This is a genomic window from Streptomyces sp. NPDC017979 (assembly GCF_044328175.1).
Lineage (GTDB): Bacteria > Actinomycetota > Actinomycetes > Streptomycetales > Streptomycetaceae > Streptomyces.
In genome coordinates this window covers 261847-278381 of sequence record NZ_JBIRGU010000005.1, presented here as the reverse complement: position 1 = coordinate 278381, position 16535 = coordinate 261847, and the positions used below count along the sequence as shown (strand labels likewise).

Annotated in this window: 12 protein-coding genes; 3 read left to right on the top strand and 9 right to left on the bottom strand. The window is 72.4% G+C overall.

What is annotated here, in order from left to right:
* Nucleotides 1–274 precede the first annotated feature (274 nt).
* The 4 genes from ACH4E8_RS16815 to ACH4E8_RS16800 all read right to left on the bottom strand — a co-directional run bounded on the left by ACH4E8_RS16815 (nucleotide 275) and on the right by ACH4E8_RS16800 (nucleotide 4616).
* A complete protein-coding gene (locus ACH4E8_RS16815) occupies nucleotides 275–1813 on the bottom strand; it encodes an MFS transporter (protein WP_398448763.1) in 1539 nt (512 codons plus the stop codon).
* Nucleotides 1814–1945: 132 nt separating this feature from the next.
* Nucleotides 1946–3055: a class II fructose-bisphosphate aldolase gene (gene fbaA / locus ACH4E8_RS16810; RefSeq protein ID WP_398448761.1), complete on the bottom strand. Its 1110-nt coding sequence runs from the start codon at nucleotides 3053–3055 to the stop codon at nucleotides 1946–1948.
* Between the two features lie 174 nt (nucleotides 3056–3229).
* Nucleotides 3230–3778, bottom strand: coding sequence for an orotate phosphoribosyltransferase (pyrE, locus tag ACH4E8_RS16805; RefSeq protein ID WP_398448759.1), 549 nt, complete (start codon nucleotides 3776–3778; stop codon nucleotides 3230–3232).
* 31 nt (nucleotides 3779–3809) lie between these two features.
* Nucleotides 3810–4616: an aldose 1-epimerase gene (locus ACH4E8_RS16800; RefSeq protein ID WP_398448757.1), complete on the bottom strand. Its 807-nt coding sequence runs from the start codon at nucleotides 4614–4616 to the stop codon at nucleotides 3810–3812.
* Nucleotides 4617–4712: 96 nt separating this feature from the next.
* On the opposite strand from ACH4E8_RS16800, the gene ACH4E8_RS16795 reads away from it, so the two are divergent.
* Entirely contained in the window at nucleotides 4713–5516 is an 804-nt protein-coding gene (locus ACH4E8_RS16795; RefSeq protein ID WP_398448755.1) for an SRPBCC domain-containing protein, read from the top strand.
* Nucleotides 5517–6282: 766 nt separating this feature from the next.
* On the opposite strand, the gene ACH4E8_RS16790 is transcribed toward ACH4E8_RS16795, so the two are convergent.
* From ACH4E8_RS16790 to ACH4E8_RS16780, 3 genes are all read right to left on the bottom strand, one after another.
* The gene (locus tag ACH4E8_RS16790) at nucleotides 6283–7902 is read right to left on the bottom strand and encodes a polyamine aminopropyltransferase (RefSeq protein ID WP_398448754.1); all 1620 of its coding nucleotides are present in this window, start codon (nucleotides 7900–7902) and stop codon (nucleotides 6283–6285) included.
* Nucleotides 7903–8231: 329 nt separating this feature from the next.
* Complete coding sequence (locus tag ACH4E8_RS16785; protein WP_398448752.1) at nucleotides 8232–8789, bottom strand: DUF2617 family protein; 558 nt, start codon at nucleotides 8787–8789, stop codon at nucleotides 8232–8234.
* Between the two features lie 480 nt (nucleotides 8790–9269).
* Nucleotides 9270–9506, bottom strand: a complete 237-nt coding sequence (locus ACH4E8_RS16780) for a hypothetical protein (RefSeq protein ID WP_398448750.1) — start codon at nucleotides 9504–9506, stop codon at nucleotides 9270–9272.
* A 170-nt stretch (nucleotides 9507–9676) separates the two neighbouring features.
* Between ACH4E8_RS16780 and ACH4E8_RS16775 the strand changes: the two genes are divergently transcribed.
* Both ACH4E8_RS16775 and ACH4E8_RS16770 read left to right on the top strand, forming a co-directional pair.
* Nucleotides 9677–10903: a pyridoxal phosphate-dependent aminotransferase gene (locus tag ACH4E8_RS16775; protein ID WP_398449215.1), complete on the top strand. Its 1227-nt coding sequence runs from the start codon at nucleotides 9677–9679 to the stop codon at nucleotides 10901–10903.
* Between the two features lie 855 nt (nucleotides 10904–11758).
* Nucleotides 11759–12994: a glycosyltransferase family 39 protein gene (locus ACH4E8_RS16770; RefSeq protein WP_398448748.1), complete on the top strand. Its 1236-nt coding sequence runs from the start codon at nucleotides 11759–11761 to the stop codon at nucleotides 12992–12994.
* Nucleotides 12995–13013: 19 nt separating this feature from the next.
* Here the strand turns inward: ACH4E8_RS16770 and ACH4E8_RS16765 are convergent, their stop codons facing one another.
* Together ACH4E8_RS16765 and clpB are read right to left on the bottom strand one after the other, a co-directional pair.
* Complete coding sequence (locus ACH4E8_RS16765; protein ID WP_398448746.1) at nucleotides 13014–13559, bottom strand: YbjN domain-containing protein; 546 nt, start codon at nucleotides 13557–13559, stop codon at nucleotides 13014–13016.
* Between the two features lie 109 nt (nucleotides 13560–13668).
* Nucleotides 13669–16290 (bottom strand): ATP-dependent chaperone ClpB, encoded by a 2622-nt coding sequence (clpB, locus tag ACH4E8_RS16760; RefSeq protein ID WP_398448744.1) that lies wholly within the window; start codon nucleotides 16288–16290, stop codon nucleotides 13669–13671.
* Nucleotides 16291–16535 lie beyond the last annotated feature (245 nt).

Genomic DNA, 16535 nt, shown 5'->3' with positions numbered 1-16535 from the left:
GGGGAACTGCGCGACCAGCCCACCACCAGGCCGCACAGACCAACACCCCCGCAAGGGAAACGGCGAGGGCATTTAGGGGCGCGGGGAACTGCGCGACCAGCCCACCACCAGGCCGCACAGACCAACACCCCCGCAAGGGAAACGGCGAGGGCATTTAGGGGCGCGGGGAACTGCGCGAACAGCCCACCACCAGGCCGCACAGACCAACACCCCCGCAGGGGAAACGGCGAGGGCATTTAGGGGAGATGCCCCCACGGGCAGCATCAGCACGGCCCTAGGGAGAATCCGCCGGCCCCGACTCCAGCGGCGGCGCGCCCACCCCGCAGTTCACCTTGCACTGCGGGTGCGCGCACGGCCGCGTCGGGCGGCGGATCCAGACCGCCGCCACGAAAGCGCCCACCACCAGCACCCCCGCACAGATCGGCATCGCCTTGTCGAAGGTCGTGTCGAACTCCGTCGCCGAGCGGTACGCCTCCGGCCCCATGCCCACCAGCAGCGGCAGCGCCGCCACCGCCAGCAGCCCGGCCGCGCGGGCCGCGGCGTTGTTGATGCCGCTGGCGATGCCCGCCCGGCTGGTCGGCACCGACGCCAGCACCGTCGCGGTCAGCGGCGCCACCAGCGTCACCATGCCCAGGCCCATCACCAGCAGCGCCGGCAGCACGTCCTGGACGTACGCGGCGTGCGGCCCGACCCGCAGCATCAGCAGCATGCCCGCGGCACACAGCAGCGGACCCACCGTCAGCGGGATCCGCGGGCCGATGCGCTGCGCCAGTTCCCCCGAGCGCGCGGAGAACAGCAGCATCAGCACCGTCGTCGGCAGCAGCGCGAGCCCGGCCTGGAGCGCCGAGTAGCCGGACACCACCTGGAGCTGGAGCGCGGTGAGGAAGAAGAAGCCGCCGAACGCCGCGTAGACGCACAGCGTCACCACGTTCACCACGGAGAACATCCGCGACTTGAAGACCGACAGCGGCATCATCGGGTCCGGGGTGCGCCGTTCCACCCGGACGAAGGCGAGCGCCACCAGCACGCCCAGCACCCCGGCCCACCACTCGGCCGCGATCAGCGCGTACGTCACCAGGGTGAGCGCCCCGGCGCCCAGCACCGCGCCGAGGACGTCGAAGCGCCCGCGGTCCAGGGCCTGCGGATCGCGGGACTCGGGCACGTGCCGCAGGGCGATCGGCACGCACAGCGCGGCGAGCGGCACGTTGATCAGGAACACCCAGCGCCAGCCGGGCCCGTCGACCAGCCAGCCGCCGACGAACGGCCCGATCGCCGCGCCCACGCCGCCGAAGCCGGACCAGAGGCCGACCGCGCGCGCCCGGTCGTCGGGGTGGAAGCTGGCCTGGATGATCGCCAACGAGCCGGGGGTCAGCAGCGCGCCGCCGACGCCCTGGAGGGCGCGCGCCACGATCAGCGAGATGCCGTTCGGCGCCAGCCCGCACAGCAGCGAGCCCAGCGCGAACCACACCACGCCGATGACGAAGACCTTGCGCCGCCCGTAGCGGTCGCCGAGCGCCCCGCCCAGCAGGATCAGGCCCGCGAGCGTGAGCATGTACGCGTTGACGGTCCACTGGAGGGCGGCCAGGTCGGTGTTCAGGTCGTCGCCGATGTGCGGCAGGGCGACGTTCACGACGGTGGAGTCCAGCAGCGCCATGGTGGAGCCGAGGACGGTCGTCAGGACCACCCAGCGGCCGGTGGGCGAGGCCAGCCTGATGCCGCCGGCTTCGCCCTCGCCCTCGCCCGCACCGGTGTCGGGGCCCGTCCCCGGACCCGTGCCCGTACTCGCGTCCGTGCCGGCGTCGTCCGCGCTCATGGAACGGATCATCCCAGCGTGCGGACGCGCGGGCGACCCCACGGACGCGCGAGGGCCCGGCGCCCTCCCGAAGGGGAGCACCGGGCCCTGACCCGTAAGAACCCGCACCAAGGAGTACGGAACGGTACGGAACTACTTCAGCTTCGTACCCGTGGAGCGCAGCGCCCCGCACGCCTCCACGACGCGCTGGGCCATGCCCGCCTCGGCCAGCTTGCCCCAGGTCCGCGGGTCGTACAGCTTCTTGTTGCCGACCTCGCCGTCGACCTTCAGGACGCCGTCGTAGTTCTGGAACATGTGCGCGGCGACCGGACGGGTGAAGGCGTACTGCGTGTCCGTGTCGAGGTTCATCTTCACGACGCCGTTGTCCAGCGCGGTGGCGATCTCCTCGGCCGTGGAGCCGGAGCCGCCGTGGAAGACGAAGTCGAACGGCGCGGCCTTGCCGTACTTCTCGCCGACGCCCTGCTGGAGGTCCTTCAGCAGCTCGGGACGGAGGACGACGTTGCCCGGCTTGTACACGCCGTGCACGTTGCCGAAGGACGCGGCGAGCAGGTAGCGGCCCTTCTCGCCCAGGCCGAGCGCCTCGGCGGTGCGCAGCGCGTCGTCGACGGTGGTGTACAGCTCGTCGTTGATCTCGTGCGTGACGCCGTCCTCCTCGCCGCCGGTCGGGGTGATCTCAACCTCAAGGATGATCTTGGCGGCGGCGGCCTGCGGCAGCAGCTCCTGCGCGATGGCCAGGTTGTCGGCCAGGTTCTCCGCGGAACCGTCCCACATGTGGGACTGGAAGAGCGGGTTCCGGCCGGCCGCGACGCGCTCGGCGGAGATCGCGACCAGCGGGCGGACGTAGGTGTCCAGCTTGTCCTTCGGGCAGTGGTCCGTGTGCAGCGCGATGTTCACGTCGTACTTCGCGGCGACGATGTGCGCGAACTCGGCGAGCGCGACCGCGCCCGTGACCATGTCCTTGTTGTGCTGACCGCCCAGGAACTCCGCACCGCCGGTGGAGATCTGGACGATGCCGTCGCTCTCGGCCTCCGCGAAGCCGCGCAGCGCGGCGTGGAGGGTCTGGGAGGAGGTCACGTTGATGGCCGGGTAGGCGAACTTGCCTGCCTTCGCCCGGTCGAGCATCTCGTTGTAGACCTCGGGGGTTGCGATGGGCATCTGTCCGCTCCTTGTGATCTGCGGTTCGGCGATTTCGGCGATATGCCAGGGCCCTGACCTTGGGGCGACGTCATCGTCGGCCCCCATCTTTCCAGACTCCGCGGGGGACGCGTCTGCCCGGTCTGGGGGCATACGTACGAGCTGGGCGGAGCGCAGAAGAGCGGCCCCGGCCGAGCCCGGGCGCCGGTGCGCGCCGGTGCGTCAGCTCAGGTCCGGCTCGTCGCCGGTGCGTCAGCTCAGGTCCGGCTCGTCGCCGGTGCGTCAGCTCAGGCCGAGCTCGTCCAGGGAGTACGCGTACAGGTACGGCACCCCGGCCGTCGAGCTGATCTTCTCGCCCGCGCCCGTCGCCCGGTCCACGATCGTCGCCACCGCGACCACCTCGCCGCCGGCCTCGCGCACCGCCTCCACCGCGGTCAGCGGGGAGCCGCCGGTGGTGGAGGTGTCCTCCACCACCAGGCAGCGCCGGCCCTTGATGTCCGGCCCTTCGACGCGCCGCTGCATGCCGTGCGCCTTGGCCGCCTTGCGCACGACGAAGGCGTCCACGCGCCGCCCGTCGGCCGCGGCGGCGTGCAGCACCGCGGCGGCGACCGGGTCGGCGCCGAGGGTGAGCCCGCCGACGCAGTCGAAGTCGAGCTCGGCGGTGAGGTCGGACATGACCCGGCCGACCAGCGGGGCCGCGGCGCCGTCGAGCGTGATCCGGCGAAGGTCCACGTAGTAGTCGGCCTCGATGCCCGAGGAGAGGGTCACCTTGCCGTGCACCACGGCCTTGTCCTTGATCTGCTGGAGCAGGTCAGCGCGTACGTCAGTCATGCTCACGAGCTTATGCCGTGCCCCGGGGTGCTCAGAGCGTGCGCCAGGTCCAGGTGGTGGAGACCTCCAGCGGGTCGATCGGGGTGACCAGCCGCGGGAGGGTGTTCAGCCCGTTCGGCGGCCCGGACTGCGGCTCGACGCAGACGGCCTCGGCCTGCTCGTCGTAGACCACGACCCACTCGGCGCGGCTGGTGACCTTCAGCTCCAACTGCCCGGGCCAGGTGAGGGTGACGTCCACCCCGTCGGGCATGCCGAAGCAGTCGTCCCAGGGCCCCGGCTTGGGGTCGATGCGCCGCCCGGTCGGCAGGTGGTCGTCGCCGCGCTCCTCCTGCCACGCCGCGGCGAAGTCGATCCGGACGTCGGCGCCGCCGACGGTGCGCAGGAACCAGGGGTGCCAGCCGGCCTGCGCCGGGAAGGAGTCCTCGTACGCCTCGACGCCCAGGGTGAGCGTGAGCGAGGACTCCGACAGCTCGAAGAGCTGGGTGACGCGGCCGGGGTACGGCCAGGGCGCCGCGAGCTCGTACGTGAACGCGGCCTCGCCGTCGCCGGCGCGCCGGGTCCGCCAGGCGGTGTCGCGGCCGGTGCCGTGGATGGCGTGCGGGGCGGCGTTGATCGGCAGCTCGTGCAGGTCGGCGCCGTTGCGGAAGCGCCCCTGGTCGACGCGCCCGCACCAGGGCACCATCGGGAACGAGCCGTAGCGCTCGCCCTGCCGGAGCACTTCGGTCCCACCGATGGTGAGACCGGCGATGCGGCAGCCGTTGCGGGGGTCGACGGTCAACTGGGCGTCGCCGGCGGTGAGCCGGACGTGATCTTCAGTGCGGGTCGCGTGGGAGGTCACGTGGGAGACAGTACGCCTGCGGGCGAACGGTGCGGACGCTCCGGCCCCGGAACGAAGGGCAGACGGGGCGGGGCTGCCTGAGTAGGCTCGGTTTCCATGGACCACGAGGTGTTCGTTCCGGTTCCGGTAGAGACCGTGCGTCAGGCGCTCGGGGACCCCGCACGGGTCGCCAGGTGCGTCCCCGGGCTCCAGCGGAGCGCCACCGACGGCCCGCTGGCCGGTCGGCTCAAGGTGCGGATCGGCAACCACAGCATCACCTACCGCGGCGCGCTGCGGATCTCCGAGGTCGACGGCGTGTTCACGGTCGACGCGGAGGGCACGGAGGTGCGGGGCACGGGCTCGGTGCAGATGGCGCTGACGATCCGCACCACCGCGGCCGAGGGCGGCACGACGCTGGGCTTCTCCGGCACGACGCACGGCACGGGACGCCTCACGGAGCTGCCGGAGCCCTCGACCGTGCAGGCCGCGCACCGCCTGCTGGACCGTTTCGCCGAGCAGTTGACCGAGGTGGCGGCGGAGCCGGGGGCGGGAGCGGGGGCGGGTCAGGAGGAGTCCTCCGGCGGCGTGTTCGACACGGTCGTGCCGCCGTCGTCCTTGGGCGGGGAGCTCGACGACGCCGAGGGCTTGGAGGGCCTCGACGAGATCGAGTCCCTGGGGGACTTCGACGACTTGGCGGACGCGTCCGACGAACCGCCGGCGGAGGCGGCCCACGCGCGCCGCACGATGATCGGCCGCAGCGCGGAGGAGGTCGACCACGCGCCACCGCGGGGCCGCTACGCCCCCCAGCCGGCCCCCGACGCCACCCCCGCGGCCCTCCCCCTCCGCTGGCTGGCCCCCGCGGCGGCCCTGGCGGTCGTCTCCGCGGTGGCGGTCTCCCGCGCCCTCCGCCGCCGCAAGTAGCCTCCCGCAGGGCCAGCCACCAACGACGCGTCCGCCCGACGGCGCCGACATGCCCGCCGTTCCCCTGCGGGTGCGTTGCTTTGTGCGGCCCGGTGGTGGTTGCTCGCGCAGTTCCTCGCGCCCCTGACACGTCCGCCGTTTCCCTGCGGGAGCGTTGGTCTCTGCGGCCCGGTGGGGGCTGTTCGCGCAGTTCCCCGCGCCCCCGACACGTCCGCCGATTCCCTGCGGGAGCGTTGGTCACTGCGGACCCGACACGTCCGCCGTTTCCCCGCGGGTGGGTTGGTCACTGCGGCCCGGTGGTGGGCTGTTCGCGCAGTTCCCCGCGCCCCTGTTTAGCTGCCCCCGTCATTCGCCCGCCGGCTGGGTGCGTTGGCTTAGGAGCGATGGGGTCCCCCTCGCTCCTCCAGGGCGTGTTGGTGGGGGTGCCCCCGTGCCCGCAGGGCACAGGGGGAGGAACTGCGCGACAAGCCCACCACCGAGCCGCGGACGGGCGAGGGTTTAGGGGCGCGGGGAACTGCGCGAACAGCCACGGACGGCCTGCACGGACCAGTCCACCCGCGGGGAAACGGCGGGCACGTCAGGGGCGCGGGGAACTGCGCGAACAGCCCCCACCGGGCCGCAGAGACCAACGCTCCCGCGGGGAAACGGCGGATGTGTCAGGGGCGCTGCGGGTCCCCTACGCCACTGGGCGTAGGGGGCGGAACAGCGCGACAAGCACACCACCAGGCCGCACAGACCAGCGCACCCGCAGGGGAAGCCGGCCGGCTCACTCGTAGCGCGGGTGGACCAGGGTCGACGGGCGGACGCCCGTCAGCCGCATGGCCTCCACCGCCTTCGCGTCCGCCGCCAGCGCCTCCCGCGTCAGCGACCTCAGCGACGGCACGTCCGACGGCAGGTCGAGACGGGGGGCCGAGACGGGGGCCGCCAGCAGGAGGCCCCAGTCCTCCGGCGCGGACTCCGCGCCCAACGCGTCGAAGTGCTCGTTCAGCCCGTCGGAGGAGAGGGAAGGCGACACCGGGCCCACCCGATACGGGCTCGTCCCGTAACCCGCCGCCCGCAACGTCGCGTCCACCGTCCAGTACGTCTCCCCGCGGCCCTCCAACGGGCCCGCGTGCACCACCAGTCGGCCTTCCGGCGCCAGGATGCCCGCGACGAGGCCGTAGGACTCCAGCGAGTAGAACTTCGCGCCCTCCGTCGCCCCGGGGTCCGGCAGGTCCGCGATCACCACGTCGTACGCGCCGGGGACCGCGCGCCCGGGGTCCCGCAGCCAGGCGAAGGCGTCCTCGTGCACCACCCGCACGCGCGGGTCGCCGTAAGCGTGGTCGTTCAGGTCGGACAGCGCGGGGTCGGTGCGGGCCAGGTCGACGACGCCGGGGTCCAGTTCGACGACGGTCACCGAGTCCACGTCCGCGTACCGCAGCACCTCGCGCGCCGCGAGCCCGTCGCCGCCGCCGAGGATCAGCACCCGCGCGTGCGGGCCGAGCATCGCGGGGTGCACCAGCGCTTCGTGGTAGCGGTACTCGTCGCGTCCGCTGACCCGCAGGCGGCCGTCGAGGAAGAGGTCGGGCGGCTCTGAGCTCTCGCCGGTCAGCACGACCTCTTGGACGTCGGTCTGCACGGCGACCCGGACCCGGTCGCCGTACACCGCCTCGCGCGCGGCCCGTTCGAAGTCGTCGACGAGCACGGCCGCCGCGCCCAGCAGGAGCAGCACCAGGCCGTTGGCGACCAGCAGCCAGCGGCGGGAGCGCGCGGTCAGCTCGCGGCGGAAGAGGCCGAGCACCAGCAGCCCGCCCGCGACCGCGTTCACCGCGCCCGTGAGCAGACCGCTGCTGATCTGCCCGAGCCAGGGCAACAGCAGGAAGGGGAAGGCCAGTCCGCCGACGAGCGCGCCCACGTAGTCCGCCGCGAACAGGTCCGCGACCGTGCCTTCCGCGTCGCGCCGGGAGATGCGTTGGATCAGGGACATCAGCAACGGGATCTCCGCGCCGATCAGCACGCCGATGGCGAGCGAGAACGCCACCAGGACCGTGTGCGACTCGCCGAGCCAGGCGAAGGACGCGTACAGCACCATCGCCGAGCAGCCGCCGATCGCCGCGAGCGCCAGCTCCAACACCCCGAAGCCGAAGGCCGCCCGGCAGCGCAGGTGTTTGGCGAGCAGGGACCCGATGCCCATCGCGAAGACCATCAGGGAGAGCACGACGGACGCCTGGGTCACCGAGTCCCCGATCAGGTACGAGGCGAGGGCGACCAGCTCCAACTCGTAGACCAAACCGCAGGCGGCGCAGATGAAGACCACCAGCAGCACCAGGAACCGGCCCGCGTCAGGGCGCACCGGCAGGGGCAGCGCGCCCGGTGGCGTAGACAGCAACGGCGGATGGTCGATCATGCAGTAACGCTACGTCACATTCTGAGCACATCCTGTCACCCACACGTGTGCACCTGGCGCACACACGGCGACGACCCCTTTCGCGCCCCCCGCGGGACGTGTATGGGGACGCGCGCGCCGCGCACGGGCGGCCCACGGACGCATCCCGAGCGCCGCAGCCGCGCGCCGTCGCGCGGGGCGAACACCAGCAAAGGCGTACGAAACGGCCGCACCCGGCGGCGACTTGGGCACACCGGCGCACACCACGGAGCGCGAAGCTGCGCAAGCGGCTGGGGGTGCGGCGCGGAGTCGAGCGCCGCCGCAAGCTGCGGGTTCAGCTACAACAGCAGCTACAGCAGCACCTGTTCGGGACAACAGGACACCGTCGAGCACCGGCCGACCGCGGCGACCGCGCCCACCCGGGTGCGCGTCACCACGAGGCGCCCCTCCTGCGGGTAGGCGTGCCAAGTGCGCCACAGCACCTGGCGCCCCTGGCGCTGGGCCATCATCGCGGTGAAGGCGTGCGGGTCCCCCGGAAACGTTCCGGCGAGGGAGTGCGGGTGGTCCGCCACCAGGGCCAGCAGCTCCTGGGCGCGGCCGGCGAACGAGCCCTGGGACAAGGTCTCCACGCGGGCGGCGAACTCGTACTCCCAGTCGCCGAGCTTCTTGGACACCCCGAGCGGAAGGGGCGTGCTGCTGCCGGGCATGCAGGCCACGGTCTCTGAGCAGGTGCCCTCCTCGTCCTCCAGCAGGACCTGGTGGGAGGCGCCGAGCAGTCTGAGTTGGAGCTTGGCTCCGGAGAGTTCGAGGTCGAGGACGGCGAGCGCGGGCAGGGGCTCCCTGTCGAGCGCCCACGCCAGGTCGTCTGCACGGGTGTCGGTGTAGGCGGTATGGAGGGTCGTGAGCATGGGTGGGCTCCGCAAACACACTTCGGGGTGGACACGTGGACCTGAAGGCGCCCCTGGGCGGCGGTGACGTACGGAAGGGGGGCGCCTGCTCGGGCTCCAGACCGCAGCCGGCCTGGGGCTTGTCGCCCGGGGTGGGACCGTTCCAACAGGTTCCGTCGTCAACGGAATCATGAAACACGCGGAGCTGACAGTGATTTTTACCCAAGTTGGAGGGGTTTCCATCTCCTGGGGTGCGTTGCGGTTCAACTGTTCAACAAAATCCGCACAAGATGTCGAAAAACGGGTCGCGCCAGATGGGTCTGCGCCCCCGTGACCGGCACCTGGCGGGTGTGGTGCGCCCCGCCAGGTGCCCCCAGCGCCGCGGATCGGCTGCCCCGTGTCAGCCGCTTCCGCCGCCCCCTGCGCCCTGCGGGCGCGGGGGGCACCCCCGTCGTCGCACCCCCGTCGTCGCGCCGGCGCACTACCGGCGCGGTGGATGAGTTAGCTGCCCCCTCCGCCGCAGCCGCCGCCACCACCACCGCCGCCGCCGCCGCAACTGCTGCTACCACCCCCGCAGCCGCCGCCGTCACCCGAACCCGACAGCCACGAGCCGCCGGAACCACCGCTGCGGCGCCGACCGGGCGTCCCGCCCGTGCGGCGCCGCGCCCCCACGATCGCCGCCGCCATCGCCCCCACCAACACGAACAGAGCGGCCGTGATGATCAGATCGGACGTCATGTTTCCCCCCGGGTTCTCCCCGTCCTGCGCGTCCCGGCCCTCGGCCGCCCCGGAAACTTCTTCGTCACCGGGCGGGACGCCTTGCGAGTGTGGAATGCCCCTCGCCACTCCCGGCGAAAGCAGACTTGAGCAACTCCAGAGGTTCCGCCCAGGATGTCGCCATGGCGACCATGGACGAAGGCACTGCCGCAGCGGCCGTCGACGGCGGAGGGCCACCGCGCCGACCGCACCGACCGCTGCTGAACCGCCGGCTCGCGGAGTTCGGCACCACGATCTTCGCCGAGATGTCGGCGCTGGCGACCGAGACCGGCGCGATCAACCTCGGCCAGGGCTTCCCCGACACCGACGGCCCCGAGTCGGTGCGCGAGGCCGCGGTGCGCGCGATCCGCGACGGCCGCGGCAACCAGTACCCGCCCGGCCCCGGCGTTCCCGAACTGCGCACCGCCATCGCCGACCACCAGCGCACCCGTTACGACCTGCACCACGACCCCGACACCGAGGTGCTGGTCACCGCGGGCGCCACGGAGGCCATCGCGGCGGCCCTGCTCGCGCTCGTCGAACCGGGCGACGAGGTCATCGCGTTGGAGCCGTACTACGACTCGTACGCGGCGTGCATCGCGATGGCGGGCGGCCGCCGCGTCCCGGTCACGCTGCGCCCCCGGGACGGCGCGTACCACCTCGACCTCGACGAGCTGCGGGACGCCGTCACGGAACGCACCCGGCTCATCCTCCTCAACACCCCCCACAACCCCACCGGCACGGTCCTCAGCCGCGCGGAACTCGCGGCGATCGCGGAGCTGGCGGTCGAACGCGACCTCCTCGTCGTCACCGACGAGGTGTACGAGCACCTCGTCTTCGACGGCGAACACGTCCCCATCGCCACGTTCCCCGGCATGCGCGAACGCACCCTCACCATCAGCAGCGCCGGCAAGACGTTCTCCTTGACGGGCTGGAAGGTCGGCTGGGTGACCGGCGCGCCGGCGCTGGTGAGCGCGGTGCGCTCGGCGAAGCAGTTCCTCACGTACGTCTCCGCCGGCCCCTTCCAGTACGCGATCGCCGAGGCACTGCGACTGCCGCCGGCCTACTTCGACTCCCTGCGCTCGCTACTACGGGCCCGCCGCGACCTCCTCGCGGACGGCCTCGCCGACGTCGGCTTCGAGGTGTACCGCCCGGCGGGCACGTACTTCGTGACGGCGGACATCAGCCCGCTGGGAGCGAGCGACGGCGTCGCGTTCTGCCGTGAGCTGCCGCGGAGGTGCGGGGTGGTGGCCGTCCCCAACGCGGTCTTCTACGACCACGCGGCCGAGGGCGCGCGCTTCATCCGCTACGCCTTCTGCAAGCAGGAGCCCGTACTCCGCGAAGCCGTCTCCCGCCTGAAGCGCCTCCGAACCGGTTGACCACGGCGGGGGTGCGCTGGCCTGTGCGCCCCGTCCGTGGTTGCTCGCGCAGTTCCTCGCGCCCCTGACACATCCGCCGTTTCCCTGACGGGTGCGTTGGCCTGTGCGGCCCGCCCGTGGTTGCTCGCGCCCCTGACGCGCGCACCGTTTCCCTGACCGGGTGTGTTGGTCTCCGCGGCCCGGTGGTGGGCTGGTCGCGCAGTTCCGCCCCCTGTGCCCTGCGGGCACGGGGGGGGACCCCAGCGCCCCTGACATGCTCGCCGTTTCCCCGGGGGCGGACTGGTCTGTGCAGGCCGTCCGTGGCTGTTCGCGCAGTTCCCCGCGCCCCTGACATACCCGCCGTTTCCCCGGAGGTGGACTGGTCTGTGCGGCTCATCGGTGGTTGTTCGCAGTTCCGCCCCCTGTGCCCAGAGGGCGTGGGGGGAACCCCAGCGCCCCTAAATGCTCCGCCCTCACGGGCGAGAGAAACGCCAGCCCCCGCCCCGGGAGCCCAGGGCCATCGCCTACGCCCGCAGGGCGAGGCAATGAGGGGCGCGAGGAACTGCGCGACAAGCCCACCACCGGCCGGTGGAGACCAACACACCCGCCAGGGAACGGCGGGCACGTCAGGGGCGCTGGGGGTCCCCCCAGGCCCCCTGGGGCCGAGGGGGCGGAACTGCGCGACAAGCCCACCACCGGGCCGCAGAGACCAACGCACCCGCCAGGGAAACGGCGCGCACGTCACCCCGCACCCCCGCACCCCGCACCCCGCACCCCGCACCCCGCGGAGCGCTACGCCGGATGGGTGGGAAGGGTGAGGACACCGGCCCCGTCAGCCCAGCGACACTCGCGCCGCGCACCCCCGCGACACATGTTGTGTGCGAGCACACGACCCGCGCCCGGAGGTGCCCCCTGCCCGCCGACACCACAGCCACCGCCGAAGCGCTCGCGGGCGACGGGGCCGCGGAGCCGACCCGCGCCGCACTAGCCCGCAGCGCGCTCGGGCGTGCCGCCCCCGCACTCGGGCTGTTCGTCGCGGCGCGGCTGACGGGGCTGTTGTTGATGTCCGGGTGGGCCTGGCACATCGGGCGCAGACCGCGCGCCATCCTGGGGCGGGCGTGGGACTCGGACTGGTACATGCTCATCGCGGAGCACGGCTACGGACGCATCCTGACCTGGCCCGGCGCCGTCCAGAGCGACCTCGCGTTCTTCCCGCTGTACCCGGGGCTGGTGCGGGCGCTGTCGTACGTCGTGCCCGGCGTCACCAGCGGCACGCTGGGGCTGCTGATCTCCTGGAGCGCCGCGCTCGTCGCCGCCGGCGGGATCTACGCGATCGGGGAGCGGCTGTACGGGCGGCGCGTCGCGACCGTCCTCGTACTGCTGTGGGGGCTGCTGCCGCACTCCATCGTGCTCACGATGGCGTACACGGAGCCGCTGCTCACCGCCTTCGCCGCGTGGTCGCTGTACGCGGTGCTGACCCGGCGCTGGGTGTGGGCGGGGGTGCTCGCCGCGCTCGCGGGGCTGTCGCGGCCGAACGGGATCGCGGTGGCCGCCGCCGTGGTCTGCGTCGCCGCCGTGGAACTCGTAAGGCTCGCCCGCCGCGAGCGGCGCACCGACTGGCGGCCGTGGTTCGCCGCCGCGCTCGCGCCGCTCGGCTGGTGCGGCTACGTGCTGTTCGTCGGCGTCCGCACCGGCGACCCGCTCGGCGGCTACTTCGCCGTGCAGCGCGGCTGGACGTCGCAGTTCGACTTCGGCACGGGCGCGCTGCGGGTGGTGCGGGACATCGTGCTGCGGCCCGCGGTGTTCTCGGTGACGATGGCGCTGCTGATCGTGCTCGCCTCGGTGGTGCTGGGCGCGCTGCTGGTGCTGGAGCGCCCGCCCGCGGCGCTGCTCGTCTACGCCGGCGTACTGCTGTTGATCACCCTCGGCGGCTCGGGCTTCTTCGAGTCGAAGCCGCGCTTCCTGCTGCCGGCGTTCCCGCTGCTCCTCCCGATCGCGCTGGGACTGACGAGAGCCCGGCCCAAGACGGCGGTCGCGGTGATCGCCGCCCTGGCCGGGCTCTCGTTCGGGTACGGCACGTACCTGCTGACGCTGTCGCCGATCGCCCTCTGAGGGCGGACCGGGTCCGCGGTCAGGCGCCCTCGGGCTCCGCGCCCGGCTGGCCGTCCTCCGGCGGGGCCTTGAAGCCCATCTCGATGGCGAACCAGTTGTCGAACTCCATCGACGCCTGCACCCAGCTCACGGTGGACGAGACGAAGTGGTCCAGGCTGACGCCCATCCCGATCAGCATCTGCGCTTCGCCGATGAGCCGGACGGACGCGCCGCCCTCCTCGTCCTCGTGCAGGTGCGTGTAGACCTTGGGCCACAGGGTGCGGCGGTTCCAGTCGTCGATCTTCTCCAGGATCTTCGTCCGGTCCTCGACGTCCAGCGGACGGTCGTAGAACGTGCGGACGGAGAAGACCTGCTGCTCCGCGTCGCCGCGGAACATGAAGTACGTGCGGAATTCCTCCCACGGGGCGGCGAGGTCGCCCTCGTCGTCGATGACGTACTTGAGCTCCATCTGCTCGAGGAGCTGCTTGACCAGGTCCTGATCGGGAACGACGGGTCCCGCCGGTCCTGCGGCCTGAGGCTGGGGCTGGCCCCCGAAATTCGGAATCGAGGACGGATCGATGGTCACCGTGGACTTCCCTTCGTACGGATGCCGCCATCCTCCCCCATGCCGAGGCGGACGTGGCAACCCCCACCCCACCGAGCGATCCGCGGGGCGGGGGCGTACGACGGTCGTGCTACAGCGCCTTCATGACGGGCTCCGCCGCGCCCCCTCCGGTCGCCGGGCCGACGATCAGCCCGTCCTCGAAGCGGTCCACCCGTACGGTGTCGCCGTCGGTGATCTCGCCGGCGAGGATCTCCCGGGCCAGCCGGTCGCCGATCGCGGTCTGCACCAGCCGGCGCAGCGGCCTGGCGCCGTACGCGGGGTCGTTGCCCTCGTCGGCCAGCCACTCCAGCGCGGCGGGCGTGACGTCCAGGGTGAGCCGGCGCTCGGCGAGGCGGCGGGCCAGCCGGTCGACCTGGAGGCGGGCGATCCGCGCCAACTCGTCGCGGTCGAGCGCGGAGAAGACGACCAGGTCGTCCAGCCGGTTCAGGAACTCCGGCTTGAAGGACGCCCGGACGACGTCCAGGACCTGCTGCTTCTTCTGCTCCTCGCTGGTCAGCGGATCCACCAGGTACTGGCTGCCGAGGTTGGAGGTGAGGATGAGGATGGTGTTGCGGAAGTCGACCGTACGGCCCTGGCCGTCGGTGAGCCGGCCGTCGTCGAGCACCTGGAGCAGCACGTCGAAGACCTCGGGGTGCGCCTTCTCCACCTCGTCGAGCAGGACGACGCTGTACGGGCGGCGGCGTACGGCTTCGGTGAGCTGGCCGCCCTCCTCGTACCCCACGTAGCCGGGGGGCGCGCCGACGAGCCGGGCGACGCTGTGCTTCTCGCCGTACTCGGACATGTCGATGCGGACCATGGCCCGCTCGTCGTCGAACAGGAAGTCGGCGAGGGCCTTCGCCAACTCGGTCTTGCCGACGCCGGTGGGGCCGAGGAAGAGGAAGGAGCCGGTGGGGCGGTCGGGGTCGGCGATGCCGGCGCGGGTGCGGCGCACCGCGTCGGAGACGGCCCGGACGGCTTCGCCCTGGCCGATCAGCCGCCGGCCCAGCTCGTCCTCCATCCGCAGCAGCTTCTGCGTCTCGCCCTCCAGCAGCCGGCCGGCGGGGATGCCGGTCCAGGACCCGACGACGTCCGCGATGTCGTCGGAGCCGACCTCCTCCTTGACCATGGTGGTGGTGCGGGCTTCGGCTTCGGCCTCGGACGCGGCCTCCAACTCCCGCTCCAGGGTCGGGATCTCCCCATACAGCAGCTTGGAGGCGGTGTCGAAGTCGCCGTCCCGCTGGGCGCGCTCGGCCCGGCCGCGGGCCTCGTCGAGCTGGCCCTTCAGCTCGCCGACCCGGTTCAGTCCCTGCTTCTCCTTCTCCCAGCGGGCGGTGAGTCCGCGTAGCTCCTCCTCCTTGTCGGCGAGGTCGCGGCGGAGCTTTTCCAGACGCTGGCGGGAGGCGGGGTCGGACTCGTTCTTCAGCGCCATCTCCTCCATCAGCAGCCGGTCGACGGCGCGCTGGAGCTCGTCGATCTCGACGGGCGAGGAGTCGATCTCCATCCGGAGCCGGGAGGCGGCCTCGTCGACGAGGTCGATGGCCTTGTCGGGCAGGAAGCGGGAGGTGATGTAGCGGTCGGAGAGGGTGGCGGCGGCGACCAGCGCGGAGTCCGCGATCTGCACCTTGTGGTGGGCCTCGTAGCGGCCCTTGAGGCCGCGCAGGATGGCGATGGTGTCCTCCACGGTGGGCTCCGCGACCAGCACCTGCTGGAAGCGGCGCTCCAGCGCCGGGTCCTTCTCGATCCGCTCGCGGTACTCGTCCAGGGTGGTGGCGCCGACCATGCGCAGCTCGCCGCGGGCCAGCATCGGCTTGAGCATGTTGCCCGCGTCCATGGCGGAGTCGCCGCCGGCGCCCGCGCCGACGACGGTGTGCAGCTCGTCGATGAAGGTGACGATCTGGCCCTCGCTCTCCTTGATCTCGGAGAGGACGGTCTTCAGTCGCTCCTCGAACTCGCCCCGGTACTTCGCACCTGCAACCATCGCGCCGAGGTCGAGGGAGACCAGCCGCTTGTTCTTCAGGGACTCGGGGACGTCGCCCTTGACGATGCGCTGGGCCAGCCCTTCGACGACGGCGGTCTTGCCGACGCCGGGTTCGCCGATGAGGACGGGGTTGTTCTTGGTGCGCCGGGACAGCACCTGGACGACCCGGCGGATCTCCTGGTCCCGGCCGATGACGGGGTCGAGCTTGCCGTCGCGGGCGGCGGCGGTGAAGTCGGTGCCGAACTTCTCCAGGGCCTTGTACTGGCCCTCGGGGTCGGCGGTGGTCACCCGGCGTCCGCCGCGGATCGCGGCGAAGGCGTCGAGCAGCTTCTTCGCGTTGGCGCCCTGGGCGGAGAGCACCTCGCCGGCCTGGCCGCCCTTGGCGGCGACGCCGATCAGCAGGTGCTCGGTGGAGAGGTACTCGTCGCCCAGCTCCTTGGCGCGCTCGGCGGCGTCCGCGATGACGGCCAGGAACTCGCGGTTCGGCTGGGGCGGTGCGACGGTGGAGCCGGTGACGCTGGGCTGGGCCCCGAGCACCCGCTCGGCCCCGGCCCGTACGGCCGCCTGGTCGACTTCCACGGCGGCCAGCAGGTCGACGATGTTCTCGTTCTCCTGGCCCGCGAGCAGGGCCAGCAGCAGGTGTGCCGGGGTCAGATCGGGATGACCGGCCGACACCGCCCGATTGGTGGCGGCGTTGATGGCATCCCGGCTCTTGTTGGTCAGCTCGGCGTCCACGTCCGGTCTCTCCTCCTCGCGGGCGGGTCGGGGCTCCACAGGTCACCCCGCATCAGTGCACTGACACTGACTCGGTCAACCTGCACAAAGTTGAGTCTATTCCACTCAACCAGGCTCTCGCCAGCGCTACCCCTCTGCAAACTGGGACGCCCCCGGCCCGCGCGCGCCTCCGCACGCCTGGACGCAGCCGCGGTTTCCCTGCGCAGCGGCGCAGGCGTCGGGAGCACGTCCGCAGGACATAAGGC